Source organism: Arcobacter rhizosphaerae (assembly GCF_049472155.1).
Taxonomy (GTDB): Bacteria; Campylobacterota; Campylobacteria; order Campylobacterales; family Arcobacteraceae; genus Arcobacter_B.
In genome coordinates this window covers 68474-84855 of sequence record NZ_JBMOVW010000001.1, presented here as the reverse complement: position 1 = coordinate 84855, position 16382 = coordinate 68474, and the positions used below count along the sequence as shown (strand labels likewise).

General features: G+C 28.9%; 16 protein-coding genes. All 16 read right to left on the bottom strand.

Annotation, left to right across the window (positions count from 1 at the left end):
* Positions 1 to 25: 25 nt before the first annotated feature.
* The 16 genes from ACH5BH_RS00420 to ACH5BH_RS00345 all read right to left on the bottom strand — a co-directional run bounded on the left by ACH5BH_RS00420 (position 26) and on the right by ACH5BH_RS00345 (position 16382).
* Positions 26 to 673, bottom strand: coding sequence for a winged helix-turn-helix domain-containing protein (locus ACH5BH_RS00420; protein ID WP_404304492.1), 648 nt, complete (start codon positions 671 to 673; stop codon positions 26 to 28).
* Positions 674 to 676: 3 nt separating this feature from the next.
* On the bottom strand, positions 677 to 979 hold the full coding sequence (locus ACH5BH_RS00415) for a hypothetical protein (protein ID WP_404304494.1): 303 nt from the start codon (positions 977 to 979) through the stop codon (positions 677 to 679).
* A 2-nt stretch (positions 980 to 981) separates the two neighbouring features.
* A complete protein-coding gene (locus ACH5BH_RS00410) occupies positions 982 to 1377 on the bottom strand; it encodes an ectoine synthase (protein ID WP_423297084.1) in 396 nt (131 codons plus the stop codon).
* A gap of 1 nt (position 1378) precedes the next feature.
* Positions 1379 to 2659, bottom strand: a complete 1281-nt coding sequence (gene ectB, locus ACH5BH_RS00405; protein ID WP_423297083.1) for a diaminobutyrate--2-oxoglutarate transaminase — start codon at positions 2657 to 2659, stop codon at positions 1379 to 1381.
* A gap of 38 nt (positions 2660 to 2697) precedes the next feature.
* Positions 2698 to 3183, bottom strand: coding sequence for a diaminobutyrate acetyltransferase (gene ectA, locus ACH5BH_RS00400; protein WP_423297082.1), 486 nt, complete (start codon positions 3181 to 3183; stop codon positions 2698 to 2700).
* A gap of 265 nt (positions 3184 to 3448) precedes the next feature.
* Positions 3449 to 5290, bottom strand: coding sequence for a GGDEF domain-containing protein (locus ACH5BH_RS00395; protein WP_423297081.1), 1842 nt, complete (start codon positions 5288 to 5290; stop codon positions 3449 to 3451).
* Positions 5291 to 5402: 112 nt separating this feature from the next.
* Complete coding sequence (locus tag ACH5BH_RS00390; protein WP_423297080.1) at positions 5403 to 6572, bottom strand: M24 family metallopeptidase; 1170 nt, start codon at positions 6570 to 6572, stop codon at positions 5403 to 5405.
* Position 6573: 1 nt separating this feature from the next.
* Positions 6574 to 7803, bottom strand: a complete 1230-nt coding sequence (locus ACH5BH_RS00385; protein WP_423297079.1) for a YgeY family selenium metabolism-linked hydrolase — start codon at positions 7801 to 7803, stop codon at positions 6574 to 6576.
* An 11-nt stretch (positions 7804 to 7814) separates the two neighbouring features.
* Positions 7815 to 9026 (bottom strand): diaminopropionate ammonia-lyase, encoded by a 1212-nt coding sequence (locus ACH5BH_RS00380; RefSeq protein WP_129090772.1) that lies wholly within the window; start codon positions 9024 to 9026, stop codon positions 7815 to 7817.
* Positions 9027 to 9058: 32 nt separating this feature from the next.
* Positions 9059 to 10396: a TRAP transporter large permease gene (locus ACH5BH_RS00375; RefSeq protein WP_423297078.1), complete on the bottom strand. Its 1338-nt coding sequence runs from the start codon at positions 10394 to 10396 to the stop codon at positions 9059 to 9061.
* On the bottom strand, positions 10390 to 10935 hold the full coding sequence (locus ACH5BH_RS00370; protein WP_129090770.1) for a TRAP transporter small permease: 546 nt from the start codon (positions 10933 to 10935) through the stop codon (positions 10390 to 10392). Before ACH5BH_RS00370 ends, ACH5BH_RS00375 begins: the two co-directional genes overlap by 7 nt.
* A 1-nt stretch (position 10936) precedes the next feature.
* Positions 10937 to 11704, bottom strand: a complete 768-nt coding sequence (locus ACH5BH_RS00365) for a maleate cis-trans isomerase family protein (protein ID WP_129090769.1) — start codon at positions 11702 to 11704, stop codon at positions 10937 to 10939.
* A 33-nt stretch (positions 11705 to 11737) separates the two neighbouring features.
* Positions 11738 to 12790 carry a TRAP transporter substrate-binding protein DctP gene (dctP, locus tag ACH5BH_RS00360; RefSeq protein ID WP_404304514.1) on the bottom strand — a complete coding sequence of 351 codons (1053 nt, stop codon included), beginning with the start codon at positions 12788 to 12790 and terminating at the stop codon, positions 11738 to 11740.
* A 204-nt stretch (positions 12791 to 12994) separates the two neighbouring features.
* Positions 12995 to 13636 (bottom strand): GntR family transcriptional regulator, encoded by a 642-nt coding sequence (locus ACH5BH_RS00355; protein ID WP_423297077.1) that lies wholly within the window; start codon positions 13634 to 13636, stop codon positions 12995 to 12997.
* A gap of 62 nt (positions 13637 to 13698) precedes the next feature.
* Positions 13699 to 14127 carry a helix-turn-helix domain-containing protein gene (locus ACH5BH_RS00350; RefSeq protein WP_404304519.1) on the bottom strand — a complete coding sequence of 143 codons (429 nt, stop codon included), beginning with the start codon at positions 14125 to 14127 and terminating at the stop codon, positions 13699 to 13701.
* Between the two features lie 17 nt (positions 14128 to 14144).
* Positions 14145 to 16382, bottom strand: coding sequence for an FdhF/YdeP family oxidoreductase (locus ACH5BH_RS00345; protein WP_423297076.1), 2238 nt, complete (start codon positions 16380 to 16382; stop codon positions 14145 to 14147).

The window sequence follows — 16382 nt, the reverse complement described above, 5'->3', positions numbered from 1 at the left end:
ATTTTTCCTTATATTATTCGTGTATTTATATTACTTGATAGCCTCTGTGTCTGATAGTGTTTATAAAATTATCTTGAAATGTATTTTTTATACCTTTTCTAATAATATTTATGTTTACCTCAACTACATTTCTAACTACCCATTCAGGATCATCCCAAATCACATCTAATATTTCATCTTTAGATATCGATGACCTATGTCTATTTTTTACTAAATACATTAATATACTAAAAGGTTTTCCTTTCATTACTAACTTATTGTTATTTTCATCAGTTAATGAATTTTCAATAGTATCAATAATATATTTATTTTTAAAAGTTAATTTATTCTGAAAATTTTCTCTATGAATTGATTCAAGTTTTGCTAGAATCAATTCATTACAAAGAGGCTCTTGAAGAACACATAAAGCTCCATACCTTAATAAATTTGTTTCAAAATGCTTTTCACAATTATCAGTCAAAACAACTACAGCTGTGAGTCTTGGATCAATATACTTTAACATTTGTTTTAAATCAACATAAGAATTGCTTTTTATAATTACTAAGTTATAGTATCTTACTTCACAATGATAAATAGCATCCTCTATATCACTTGCCTTATCACAAATATAAAGCTCTTCACTCTCAAGCTTATTAATTAAATCTTTGTTAACATCTAATGATAATAAACGCATGGCTTATATATAAATCCTTTTTTTGTTTTTTTCATCAAAGACTAAAGTTAAAACTTCACTATCCAATAAAAGCGACTGCAATGTTTTTACTTCTATTTTTGATTCTTTTTTAAAATAGTTTTTAATTTCTTTAATTGCTACACTAATATTAGAGTCATCGCTAAACTCTAATATCAATGAATTATCACTTAAAATTACTTTTTGATTTTTAAGATTACACTTTTTTAATCCACTAACAAATTTAAAAAATAAAAGTTTTGATTCTCTTGGTATTTTTAAATAGTTCTTTATGTATATAAAACGCATTTTTAATCCTCTAAAGGATATACTCCATTTTCATCATGATGTTCTGTTCCTTTAATAGGAGGATTAAAGACACAAATAAGTCTCATATCTTCACTCCCTCCATATAAATTATGATCATCATGATTATTAAGAGCATACATCACACCATCATAAATTTCATGAACCTCACCTGTTGCTAAGTCTTCAATTTTTCCATTTCCAGATACACAATAAACAGCTTCTAAATGGTTTTGATAATGAATATGTGTTTTTGTATTTGCTTTAATAATAGTCTCATGAAATGAAAATCCCATTCCTTCATCTTTTAAAAGCATTCTTCTACTAACCCACTGACCACCATCTGCAAAAACTTCTCTTTGAGTTCCTATTACATCTTTTTTAATATCTTTTACAATCATCTTAAAACTCTCCTGATAGCTTTTCTTTTTTCTGTGCCATTAATCTATCTACAGCTTTTTCAAATCTATTTAATCCTTCAACTAAAGTATCTTCATCAATAATCAATGGTGGTAAAAATTTAACAATTTGATCTTCACTACCACAAGTTTCTACAATAAGTTTTTCCTCAAATGCCATAGAAGATAAATCACTTGCTATTGAATTGTCACCTTTTATATCAAAACCATAAGCTAAACCTCTACCTCTTACAGTAACATCTAATTCATCTTTATGTTTATCTGCAATTTTTTCTAGTTTCTCTTTTATGATTTTTTCTTTATATTTTACTGCATTTGATAAATCATCATTTTGCCAATACTGCTCAATAGCAACTTTTGCTGCAACAAAAGCTAAATTATTACCTCTAAATGTTCCTGTATGCTCACCTGGTTTCCACTGGTCTAAATCAGGTTTTAATAGTACAAGTGCCATAGGTAAACCACCACCAACAGACTTTGACATAGTTACAATATCAGGATTGATTCCTGCAAATTCAAATGAGAAAAACTCACCACTTCTACCATTACCAACTTGAATATCATCAATAATTAATAAAATATCATATTCTCTACAAATTGATTCTAGTTCTTGTAACCACTCTTTAGAGGCAACATTAATACCACCCTCACCTTGAATAGTTTCAACAATAACAGCTGCTGGAATATCTAAACCACTACTACTATCCTCTAAAAACTTTCTAAAGAAAGTCATAGTATTCATATCTCCAAAATAACCATCAAATGGCATAAATGTAGCATTTGATCTACTAATATAACTCTCATCTCTATAGTCATTGTTTCCTGTTACAGAAGATGAACCTTGAGTTAAACCATGAAACCCATTTGTAAAAGATACGACATTTGATCTACCCTTTACTAGTCTTGCAAGTTTTAATGCTGTTTCAACTGCATTTGTTCCTGTAGGTCCTGTAAATTGAACCTTATAGTCTAAGTTTCTAGGAATTAAAATAGTATCTTGAAAAGTTTGTAAAAAATCTTTTTTAGCACTTGTTGCCATATCAAGACCATGAACAACACCATCTTTTTGGATATATTCAATTAAAGCTTTACTAATATGATCATTATTATGTCCATAATTTAATGTACCAGCACCAGCAAAAAAATCGATAAACTCTTCACCTTGTTCATTTGTTAAAACTGCACCCTTTGATGTTTCAAAAATGGTTGGGAAACTTCTTATATAACCTCTTACTTCTGACTCTAAATTTTCAAAAATTCTCATTGTGTATCTTTCCTTAATTTTATTCGTATTATTTTTATTTATTTAAAGGGTCCTATTTTATATAGAACCTCTTCTTCATGTTGGTGTTCAAAATCATCTGCTGTGAAAAACTCTGCACTTTTCATATTTGTTTTAAAATGCTCTGCTAATTTTTCAAAAACTCTAATTGAAGCATTATTACTTGGAGAAACAGTTGTATGTAGATAGTTAATATTTAACTCTTCTCTTTGAATTATTTCCATAATAAGTCTTCTTGCTAAATCATTTCCTCTAAAATCACTATCAACTGCTACTTGCCAGATAAATAAAGTACTTGGTTCATTAGGTATTATATACCCCGAAACAAAGCCAATTACTTTATCTTCATAAGTAGCAACAGAACATAAATCTTGAAAGTGTGTTGATTGTAAAAGATATAAATATTCAGAATTTACATCAAGAACCTTAGTACTCTCAACAAGTTTATGGATTTTTTTACCATCTTCTTTTCTTGGTTTTCTTAATACTATGTCATTTTTATTCAAAATATTTTCCTTTTAAACTTTATTTTTGATTTATATTTACATAAATTATGTAAATATTTTACATAAAGTCTGTCAAAATTATATATAACTTATCTTAAATTATTCTTAATTTTATAACATTTTATAGATTAAGTGTATTATTTTTTATATTTTTGTGTGATTATTTTTAATTTTTTGTTTAGATTTTATTAAGTATATTTCTATTTAAAGTAATCATAAATCCCTAAATAAAGGGATTTATGATATTTAAAGTAAGTAAGTGTTTTTAGAAGCTTTCGCCAATATTTTCTTTTTCTAAAAGTTCTTTTGAAAATTTAACAACTTTATTTCTTCCTGTTTGTTTAGCTTCATAAAGAGACATATCTGCAAATTTAATACATTTCCAAATACTATCACTATCTTGTGGAAACATAGAACATCCTACACTTAATGTTTTAGTAAAAGTCTCACCATTTGCACTAATTTTTTCTTTTGAAAAAGCTTTTCTTATATTTTCTGCTACATTTATAACATGAGTAGCATCACAATTGTAAAGTAATACAAGAAACTCTTCTCCCCCATATCTTATAGCAATATCTGCCTTACGTATATTATTTTTAATCACTCCTGAAACAATTCTAATTGCATCATCACCAACATCATGACCATAAGTATCATTTATCATCTTAAAGTAATCAATATCTATCATAAGAACAGAATAATTTATCTTTGCTCTTGCAGCTTGTGGAATAGATACATCTACAAACTCATCTAAGAATTTTCTATTATACATTCCTGTTAGTTGGTCAACTCTTGCCATAAGATTTAACATCTGCATTAATTTTTTACTAACAATTGCAGGTCTTGCTGTTGTTATGTAATCTTCAATATCAGTTATAAACTCTCTTACTAGTGCAGTTTTTTCTTTTGATTTTGTTACAATTGTTAAAACTAAAGTTATATCATTTGAGATTGTATAAGGTGTACAAATATACTCTTCACCCTCTTTGTCATTATATAAAGAACACGATTTAGCAAAAACACTTGAATCTACATTTGCATGAATTCTATTTGCTCTGCACTCTCCTTCAAGAATATTACAATGACATTCATTTTTACTATAAACTATCTTTTTTGTTTTACTATTATTATCAATTTCAATTAATGTAAAATCATCTAATTTAAATCTATTTTCTAAAACATAAGCTATTCTATTGTAAATATCTTCTAACTCCTTATCATTTTCAATTGTTTGCTTAAATTTATATATATCCGATAATCTATCAATTGTATTGTTTACATTTTTTAAAGGATCTGCTTCTTTTACATAGTTTTTGTTTTTAATAAAAATATATACTTTTCTATCTAACTCTTCTAGTGTATGTTGAAGTTTTTCTAAAAGTGTGTTTAATAATTCTGAAACATTTTTGCTCTCTTCATTTCCAAAATTTTTAACCCTTAAACTATAATCACCTCTATATGCAGCTTTCATAACCTCTTGAATAGAGTAAAAAATACTAACATAAGGTTTTATAAATCTATTTATTAATAGGAATATTAAGCCAATAAGAATTAATGTAAACACAATATTATACATCAAAGTTTTGAAGCTACTTGTTCGAATATCAGTTATATCCATAACCATACTAACCGTTCCTAAAACCTCTCCTTCTTTTGCATTATGACAATTCATACAATTTGGATTACCAAATGCTGAAGCTTCAAAAGGAATAGTAACTCTCATAAGACTTTTTTGTGTAGTTTCTGTAGTTTTGGTTATTTCTTTTCCAGTTTTTAGAACTTCTTTATCTATTTTATCTCTTGGAATCTCATTATTAAAGCCCTCCCCATACTGCTTAATAACTGTTGGGGATCGTGATAACCAAAGTTCATTAATATTTTCAGCTTGTTCAATTTGCTTTAAAAAAAACTCCCTGTGATCCATCATCCCATTTACCATGTGAGCTGTTAAACCTGATTTTATAACCTCAGCAGTTAAATGAGCTTTTTTTTCTGCTGACTTAAGCCCATAATCTCTAAAATTGTATAGTGTACTTACACTCATTGCTATAAAAAACGTCATTAGCAATACAATTAAAGAGATAATAACTTTCTGTTTTGAATTCATCCATACCCCTAATACCATAAAAATTTGTATAAAATCATATCTAAATTAAATAATTATGTAAAATAACAAATTTTAATTTAAGAAAATAGTATCAAAAGATATTTTTAATTTATTATTTTATTATAGGAAGCTCACTTGAAGCTCTTTTTGACAACCATACTGGACCATCTTTAGTAATCAAAATATTCTCTTCATGAACCATCTCTTTACCTGGAAGATATTCCATTCCTGGCTCTAAAGTTAAAACAACTCCTTCTTCTAAAGGTGTGTTATCATTTATAGTATTAGAAGGCCACTCTGTAAGTTGCATTCCAAGGCCATGTCCTAGTCTTCCTACACTATTTCCTAAAGCTCCACCTTCTTGCATTACTTTATTCATAGCGTTAAAAACGTCACTTGTTGTATTACCAACAACACTTGCTTCAAAACCTGCTTGTGTGGCTTTAAATACTACTTCATAAGCTTTTTTTGCTTCATCACTTGCATATCCAAAAGCATAGTTTCTATCAAAATCACAAAAATAACTATCATAAACACACCCCGTATCAATGATAAAAATGTCCCCATTTTCTAATACTCTTTGTGTAGGCCCCATAATAATAGACCCATATCCACCCTGCCCTGAACCAGCTATGAGATATGGAAAATCATCAACTCCTAAAGATAGAAGATGATTTTTAAATCTTTGACAATTTTCTCTTTCACTTTGACCGACTTTAAGTAAGCTTGGTAAATCCTCAAAACCTTGAGATACTACTTCACAAATATATTTAATCTTTTGTATCTCAGCAGGAGATTTTATATATCTTACATATCTTAAAATTTTTGTAGCATCTTTTATTTGAACATCATCAAGAGATGAAAGTAATTTATCATAATCTTCAAGGGGCATTCTAAGAGTACTTTCATGCCCTTTTGGAATACCTAAAGTTCTAAATCTTTTCATTAATGCTTTAATATTTAATGATAAAAGAGATATTCCTTCATCTTGTGGATTAGGAGATGTCCATGTTTGAATATCTTCAATCCATGTATCTCTCATACCACTTTCACCAATTACTGGAATAATAGCTTTTGGTTTATCATCTAAAGGTATTAATACAAACCAAGGTCTAGTTGGACTCTCAAAAAACTGTGTTTTAAAACCAGTGTAATACTCAATATCAACTTGAGTTGTTAATAAAATAGCATCTATTTCTTCATCAAACATCAACCTTTGAATTTTTGCTAATCTATTTTCATACTCTTGTTTCTCAAAGCCTCTTTTTGGTACTTGTAACATATTAGTTTCCTTTCAACATTCTCACATAAACAGAAGGAATAGCTGCATATAAAGCTGCACATAAAATTAAATCTGCTTTTTTTACTTCTTCATTTGGTGCATGGGCAAACTTTAATTCACCTGGTCCATATCCAATAACAGGAATATTATGTTCCCCCATGATAGATACACCATTAGTTGAAAATGGCCAAATATCAATAACAGCTTCTTTTCCAAATAAATTTTTGTAAGCCTTTGCTACACTTTGTGTAACATCATGTTCTACTTCTATTTTCCACGGTTTAAAAGAACACTCTTGTCCATACTCTAAACCTGTATATGAAGGCTCTTCATAGTTATAAATACTTACTTTTGCATCTGCTGTTTTAACTGCTGGTAAATTTCTTATTTCTTGAAGTGCATCCTCAGGTTTTTCACCCCAAGTTAAACGTCTATCAATAGAAATAGTACAAGAGTCTGATACAGCACATCTTGATGGTGATGTTGAACTAATCTCAGATACAGTTAAACAACCTTTTCCAAGTAAATCATCAACTAATAAGTTTTCATTTAAAGCTCTTAATTCTTGAAGAACTCCTGACATTTTATAAATTGCATTATCTCCTGTATGAGGAATTGATCCATGAGCTGATGTTCCATAAGTTGTAACAGAAATCTCCATTCTTCCCTTTTGAGCTCTACAAATCTTTCCATCACTTGGTTCAGCAAGAAGTACAAATTCAGGTCTAATATTTTGTTCTTCAATCATATATTTCCAAGATAAACCATCACAATCTTCTTCAGCAACAGAAGCAGAAACTAAAAATGTAAAATCATCTTTAATATCTAAATCCGTAATAATCTTAGCTGCATATACAATAGAAGCAATCGCACCTTTCATATCAGTCGTACCTCGACCTATGATTCTGTTTTCATCTTCAAAACCTTCATAAGGATCATAATCCCAATTATCAAGGTTTCCAGCTCCTACCACATCTAAGTGACCATCCATTGCTATTAAATGTTTTCCCGTTCCAATATAAGCTAAAATATTTCCCATTGGGTCTATATCTATTTTATTAAAGCCAAGCTTTTTCATTTCATCAATAGTACATTTTGCAGCCAAAGATTCATCTCCTGAACCACCTGGACATCTAACTAAATCTCTTGTGAATCTATAAATATCTTCTTTATAAAATTGGGCTCTTTGTTTTATTTGCTCAAAAGGAATACCTTCAAATATTTTTTCCATTTTATTTTCCTCTATGCCTTACTTAAGACTTCTTGTGAACTTTTACCTACAAGTTCAGTATAAATTTGCTCATCAGTATCACCCTCAGTTCCTAAAAATAAAACTTTAGAGTTTTCATCTAATTGTAAAATTTTTCTATACTCTTCATCAAACTGAGTAATCATAAAGCCAGCAAGACCTGCAACTGCTGACTCTCCTGCAACAACAGGATTAGGTAAAGACGCTAAATATTTCATAGTTTCAGCAATTGGCTCATCAGGAATAGAGAAAAATGCTTTTGTTGTATGTTCTAAAATTTTCCAAGCCAATAATGATACTTCTCCACAAGAAAGACCTGCCATAACCGTGTCTAAATCTCCATGAACTACAGTTGGTTCACCATTTCTTGCACTTTGTAGTAAACAATCTGCATTTGTTGGTTCTATCATTACAAAGATTGGTGAGTTTTCTCCATAAGTTTCGTGAATAAATGACACAACTGCTGCTGCCATTCCACCAACACCACCTTGTAAAAATACGTGAGTTGGTTTCTCACCCATTTGTCTTAAAGCCTCATCAACCATTATTGTGTAACCTTGCATTACATCTTTTGGAACTTCTGTATATCCTTCATAAGATGTATCAGAAACTGTAAAAAATCCTTTTTCATTTGCTACTCTTGAAGCTTCATGAACTGAATCATCATAATTACCCTCAATTCTATGCATAATTGCACCATATTTAGCAATCTCTTTTTCTCTTGTAACACTTACATGACTATGAATAAAAATCTCACAATTACAACCAAAAATAGAAGCACCCCAAGCTACTGATTTACCATGGTTTCCATCAGTTGCACAAGAAACAGTTATCTTACTAGTAATATCTTTGTATTTACCACTTAATAAATCTTTTGAATTTGCTTCAATTCCTTGCTCTTTTAATTTATTTATTAAAAGATTAGCAACAGCGTAAGCTCCACCTAGAGCTTTAAAGCTTTTTAGTGAAAATCTATAGTGTTCATTTTTATAATATAATTTTGAAACTCCTGTTTGTTTTGCTAAATCATCTAAACTAACAAGAGGTGTTTGCTCAAAACCATCCCAAGAAGTAATCTCTTTTGAAGCTTTTTCAAAACCTTCAAGGCTTAAAATATCTTGATGTTTATACTCCTCAACTCTTAAATTTTTTGTATTATCAAAAAGTTCCGTTTGCTCTAAATATTTTTTAAAATTGTTTATCATAATTGTTTTCCTTTTTTATTAAATTTAATTTTTTATTTATCAAATGCTAAATCTCTTAAAAATAGCGCTGTGTCAGGGAAGAAAATCAAAATCGCTGACATTAATACTAAGATTAAGAAAAATGGTAAAATTCCACTAATTACTTGCATATATGATTTTTTAAACACTGCTATTGCAGTAAAAATATCACATCCAAATGGTGGTGTAGCAGAACCAATTGCCATTTGTAAAGTAATTACAACTCCTACTAAAACTGGGTCAATTCCTGAACTATCAATAATAGGCATAAATACAGGTGTTAAAACAAGTAATACAACTATTGAATCAACAAACATACATCCAATTACAAAAGCAAGAGAAATTACAAACAAAATAAACTCAGGACTTGCATTTTCTAAATCAAGAGCTCCAAGTAACTCTTGAGGTATCATTTCAAAAGAGATATACCAAGAAAAAGCCTGTCCTGCACCAACTAAAATAAATACAACTGCTGTAATAAGACCTGTACTTAATGATGAATCAATTAAATCATTTATTCCAAGTTTTTTATAAATAATCACTTCTAAAATAATTGCATATAAAACAGAAAATGCTGCTGCTTCTGTTGGAGTAAAAGCTCCACTATAAATTCCACCTACTATTAATACAGGGAAACCTAAAGGTAAAATAGCTTTTTTTACTGCTTTAAATCTTCCTTTCCAATCAACTTTAGGAGCAAGAGCAATACTATCTTGGTGAACTATTGAATATATATAACAATAAACAGAGAATAAAGCTGCTAATACAATTCCAGGACCAATTCCTGCAATAAATAACTCAGCAATATTTGCATTTGCTAAAACTCCAAATAAGATAAGTCCGATACTAGGTGGTATTAACCAAGCAATGTCACTTGCATTTATAATAAGTCCTAAAATAAAACTATCTTTATACCCTGCTTTTAAAAGTTTTGGTCTCATAATAGTACCTACTGAAACAACTGTAGCTTGAGTTGAACCTGAAACAGAACCAAATAAAGTACAAGCTAAACAAGTTGTTATTGGTAAACCACCTCTATAGTGTCCTATAAAAACCTCAATTAAGTCCAATAATCTATTTGCTGTGTGACCTCTTGTCATAATATCAGCTGCAAAAATAAACATAGGAATTGCGATTAAAGCATTTGGTGTAATCCCTGTAATCATCTGCTGTATGATATTTTGTAAAGGCAAATCAGAAAAATGTAAAAAACCTATCATTGTAGCTATTGTTAAAGGCACAACCATTGGAAAACTTAAAAACAATAAAATTACCATTACACTTAAAAGCGTAAATGTAATTACATATACATCAAGCTCACCATTTATTACATTTTGAAAAAATTCTAACATGCTTGATCCTTTAAGTCTGTATCTTTTTGCTCAATTACATCATAAGAAAGATATATTTCTTCATATAATAAGTTTTGAACAAATCTGATAAAAAATTGTAACCCAGCCATAAAAAAGCCTATTGGAACTATCATATAAACTAAATACATTTCAATTTGAAGTGCAGGACTTTGCCTATTCATGCCCTTTAATTGTAATACATACTGTAAAGCTTCATAAGCTAATAAGAACATTAAAAAAGACGTACAAATAGCAATTATTATCATAAGAGCTTTCTTTTTCTTATGACTTAAAGAATCATATATTGCTGTCATTCTTATATTTCTTCCATTTCTTACAGCATAAGCTAGACCAATAAATGTTACTGACACCATTAAAAATTGATTTAATTCCTCAGAAAAATATATACTTTGATTAAAGATATATCTTCCTAAAGCATTTGCTGTTGTATTTATCATCATAAGCATAATAGATAAAGCTAAAATAACTTTTTCTATTTTTGCTGTAAGAGAATTTACTTTTGCTAAAATATTTTTCATCTTATCTTTCTTTCTCTAAGATTGAACCAAAGCCATAAATAGGCTTTTTATACTTTGCTAACCTTAGAATATCCCAAGCCATAACTTGGTTACTTGTTAAAATCGTTTTTCCAGTAATCTTTTCTAACTCATCTATATATCTGCAAATATTAATATTTGTACAAGAAACAAATATAGTTTTTACATCTTCATTTTTAGCCATATCAATTACTGCATTTTTTACAGAAGCAGGAGTTATAATAGGAACTAAGTTATCATTTGGATTATTAAACGTAGCCACATCTACAGCTTTAATATCAGGTAACATCCCATCAACAATTCCTTGTGTAACTTCTAAACTATAAGGAGTAATAACTCCTAACTCATCTATATCTAAAAATTTACAAATACTTTTAATAGCACTATAAGGATTTGTAACTTCATCTATTTGTCTATTTAAATCGCTATTTTTAATGATTTTAGAAACCTCATCTTCACCTATTGTCATAGACGCAGATGTACATGAAAAAGCAACCACATCAAGTTTCATACCAGGAACGATAGAGTTTGTAGCGCTTGATAATTGATTTTTAACTTGCATTAAAACTTCTGGACTTAATTCAACTGAATCTAACATAACTCTAGATGGAAAATAAAGTATTCCTGTATCTTTAAAAATTGCTTCAAACTCATATAAAGTTATTTGATCTGTTGCTAAAAGAATTAAACCTACTTTTCCATTATATGAAATTTGATTATCTAACTCTTTTTCTAAAATTCTAATTTCCATATTTAACCTTTTATAGCCCCAAAGGGGCTTATACTAATGTCTTTTTTCAGCTTCTTTTACTTCTTGGATTAAATCACTTAGAATCTCTTTAGCTTCTTTTTTTGCTTGTTCTTTTTTTCCATTTGGATATGCTTTAGCAACAACATCTAGGAAAGTCCCATGAAGAGATTTACTTAACTCTTTAAATCTTGCTCTTTCTTCTTGCGTTAAAGTTATAAGTTTTAACTCAGGATTTTCTTTTAACATTTTTTGAGTGTTTTCTTTGTTAATTCTTTTTTGATATTCAAAGGCTGCTTTATTAGCTGCTTTAATTGCTTTTTGAATAATCGCTTGTTTTTCAGGTGTTTGTTTTGCATACCATTTTGCGTTTGTCGAAATTGTTCCTATATAAGGCTGTTGTCCTGGGAACATAATATATTTTTGAACCATGTGCCATTTTGCATTATAGATGAAATACATAGGATTTACCATTCCATCAATTGTTCCTAATTGTAAAGAAGAATAAACCTCTCCCCATGATAAAGGTGTTGGAACAGCTCCAAAAGTTTTGTATGTTTCAACAGGAATTGTTGAAGTAAATGTTCTTATTTTTTGACCTGCAAAATCTTCTGGCGTTCTGATAGGTTTATTTGCACCCCATGCCATTTCACCTTCACTTATCATAGAAAGTAGTTTTAAATTTGCTTTTTCAAATTTAGGTGCTAAATCTTCATAAATAGTTTTACTTGTAGTTAAAACTTCATAAGCTGCATTTTCATTATTTGTTAATACATAAGGGATTGAGATTGCTTGAACTTCAGGTACATAAGAACCTAAATGTCCAGTTCCAACTGATACAAATTGAATTGAACCGTTTGAAGTTAGTTCAACAATGTCATTTTCACCACCAAGTTGCCCATAGTAATAGATTCTAACTTTAATTTTTCCATTAGATTCCTTTTTAACTACTTTAGCAAACTCTTGAGCATATATGTCTTGTACATCTTTTTTTGCTTCTTCACTTGCAAACTTCCATGTCTCTGCACTTAAACTAACTGCACTTAATAATAGTGCGCATGCTGTTCCTAGTAACTTATTTCTAAACATATCTATTCCTTTTTAATTTATATATTGTCAGTTTACACCTCAATAACTTAAAATATACTTAAGATATATTCTAAATATGTTTAAAATATATACTACATAAAATATAATATAATTTTACTATATCTTTTTATAATAATAAATGTTTTTTGATTGTTTTATAGTTTTTTTTGTATAAAATCTATATACCCAAAAAAGGTATATAAATTAAATTAAATTTTTTCTAGTGAAAGCTTCAAGATAGTCAATTAAATCATCAACAGCTGCTGCTGCTTTTTGTTTATCTTGTTCTAAAACAGCTTCTAAAATATATTTATGTAAAGTCTGTCCTTCTTTATGGTCTTCTTTTTTTGCATAAAAATACCAAAATCTATGAGATAGTCCTTGAACATTTCTAAGTTCTTCATAGATAAATTGATTCTTTGAACATTTTGCTAATACTTTATGTCTTCTTTTTAACCAATATAAAAATTCAACATCATCTTGTTCATCAACAACATCTAATAACTCTTGAATAGCTTTTTTATCAATCTCTGTTAATCTATCTATTGCTTTTTCAACACATAATTTTAAAATAGCTCTTCTTACTTCTAAGAGTTGAAGTTGAGTTGAGCCACTCATTTCAGGTATTAAAACTCCTATTCTTGATACATTAACCAAAGATTCATTTGCTAACATCCTTAAAGCTTCTCTAACAGGAGTTCTACCTGCACCTATCATTTCAGATATTTCTGCTTCTGTTAAGACTGTTCCTGGTTCAATTTCACAAAAAACAATAAGATCTTCAAGTTTTTCATAAACTTGTTCAGTCATTGTTTTATTTTTATCTCGTTTTAATTTTTTTTTCATTGCACTACCTAAAATATAGATTTGTATTTTTATTATACATAAATATATTTTAAATATATTAACTATACATTTATATCATCAATCAATCTATAGCCAATTCCTTTTAAATTTTTTAAAATACTAGGAGGTATTTTCTTCTTAAAATTTTTAACAAAACCTTTTACTGCATTTTCACTTGCGAACTCTCCATTCCAAATAAACCAATTCATTTGCTCATAGGTAACAATTTTATTTTTAATTAATAGTTTAAAAAAAGTCAATTCCCTTTTTGTTAAAAAAAAAGTTTTATTAGGACTTATTACAGCACTATTTTTTTCATCTAAAAGCCAATTATCACATATATGCTTTATTTCAATTTTTTTAAACTCTTTGAAGAACCAATCTATTATTTGTTGATTCTCCAAACTTAAAGGTATTTTTATATTTAGAAAGTTTTCTTCACAGTTTTTATTAAACTCTATTCCATTAGATATAAGATTAGACTTATTCATAATAAACTCTTTTTTTATTAAACTTTTTGTAGTGTAATATCAATAAACTTATATGAAGGAGTAAAACTTTTATTATCAAAATGGTTTATCGAAACTAAAGGTGTTGCCTCAGGAAAATAAGCTGCTGCACAGCCTTCTTTTATATCATAAGCTATAATCTCAAAGTTATGCACTTCTCTTTTTATATTATCTTTAGAATGTGATTGAATATTTACTAAATCTCCATTTTTAAATCCAAGTTTAGCTATATCTTTTTCATTTAAAAAGATAATCTTTCTTTTGTTTTTTATCCCTCTATATCTGTCATTTGTATCATATACTGTTGTATTAAACTGATCATGAGATCTCATTGTCATTAAAATAAGATGTTCGTCTTCTAGCTTTAAAGTAGGTAATTCATTTACAATAAAATTTGCTTTTTTACTCTTTGTTTCCCATACTCTATTTTTTGCACTATTATATAACTCTAAACTCTCTTTATTTTCCATAGTTGTATTATATGAAGTAAATAAAGGTAATACTTCCTCAATTTTTTCTCTAATTTTATTATAATCTGTAATCAAGTCTAAAAAATCTACTTTTTCATTTCCAAAAGTAGCATTTGCTATTCCTGCAATAATGGCAGGTTCTGATTTTAAATCTCGTGAAGCTGGGATATTACTACCTTTTGAAGCATGAACCATACTCATAGAATCTTCTACTGTTACACTTTGTACTCCATTTTGCTGAATATCTAATTCAGTTCTCCCAAGACAAGGTAAGATTAAAGCTTCTTGTCCACAAATTAAATGACTTTTATTTAAATGTGTAGAAATATGAACAGTTAAAGCACAAGACTCTAAAGCCTCATAAGTTATTTTTGTATCAGGTGCTGCATCTGCAAAATTTCCACCAAGTCCTATAAATACTTTGTTTTTTTCTGTTTTCATAGCTTTTATTGCATGAACTACATCATAACCATGACTTCTAGGACTTACAATATCAAAAACACTATCTATTTTCTTTAAAAACTCTTCTTTAGGTGCTTCGCTAATTCCTACTGTTCTATCACCTTGAACATTACTATGACCTCGTACAGGACAAGCCCCAGCTCCTTCTTTTCCAATATTACCTTTTAAAAGTAATAAATTCATAACTTCTTCAATAGTAGCAACACCATGTTGATGTTGAGTTAATCCCATAGCCCAACAGCAAATAGTTTTATTTGAATTTGCATAAAGTTTAGCAATTTCTATAATCTCTTCTTCTTGAAGTGATGTTTCTTCAACTAAGCTTTTCCAATCTTTTTTAAGTATCTCATTTTTATACTCCATAAAACCAGCTGTATGCTCATCAATAAACTCTTTATCCAAACAAGCTTCATCATTTTCTAAAATATATTTGATAATAGCTTGAATTAAAGCCATATCACTACCCATTTTTACCTGATAATAGTGAGTTGAAATAGGAGTTGCATTATTTGTTAACATTTGTCCTACATCTTGAGGATGAGTAAATGAAACTAAACCTGCTTCTTTTAAAGGATTTATAGAAACAATTTTAGCACCTCTTTTTGAAGCTTTTTGTAATTCACTTAACATTCTTGGATGATTTGTTCCTGGATTTTGACCAAAAATCATTATTAATTCTGCTTTATCAAAATCTTCTAAAGATACTGTTCCTTTTCCAATTCCTACAGATTCGCCCATTCCTACACCAGAACTTTCATGACACATGTTTGAGCAATCAGGGAAATTATTAGTTCCTAACATTCTTCCCATAAGTTGATATAAAAATGCAGCTTCATTAGATGTTCTACCTGATGTATAAAATATTGCATCATCTGGTTTTTCTAAAGTTTTTAAATGTTTAGCAATTATTCCAAAAGCCGTATCCCAAGATATAGGTACATATTTATCTTTATATCTATCATAATAAAAAGGTTCAGTTAAACGCCCTTGATTAGTAATATTATAAACATCATATTCATTTAATTGGGATACTGTAGTCTCTTCAAAAAGCTCTTTTGAAGCTCTTTTTTTTGTTGTTTCAAAAGCAATAGCTTTTACACCATTTTCACAAAACTCTGTCATAGAACGCTCATTATCACTAGGATCAGGCCATGCACACCCAGGACAATCAAAGCCTTTTACTTGATTAAGACTAAAAAGCGTTTTAGAACCTTTAAAAAATCCCTCTCTCATTAAAAACTTGCCAGAGGAGATAAGTGCACCCCACCCTCCAGCTGTTTTTACATTTAAATGTTGATTTTCCAT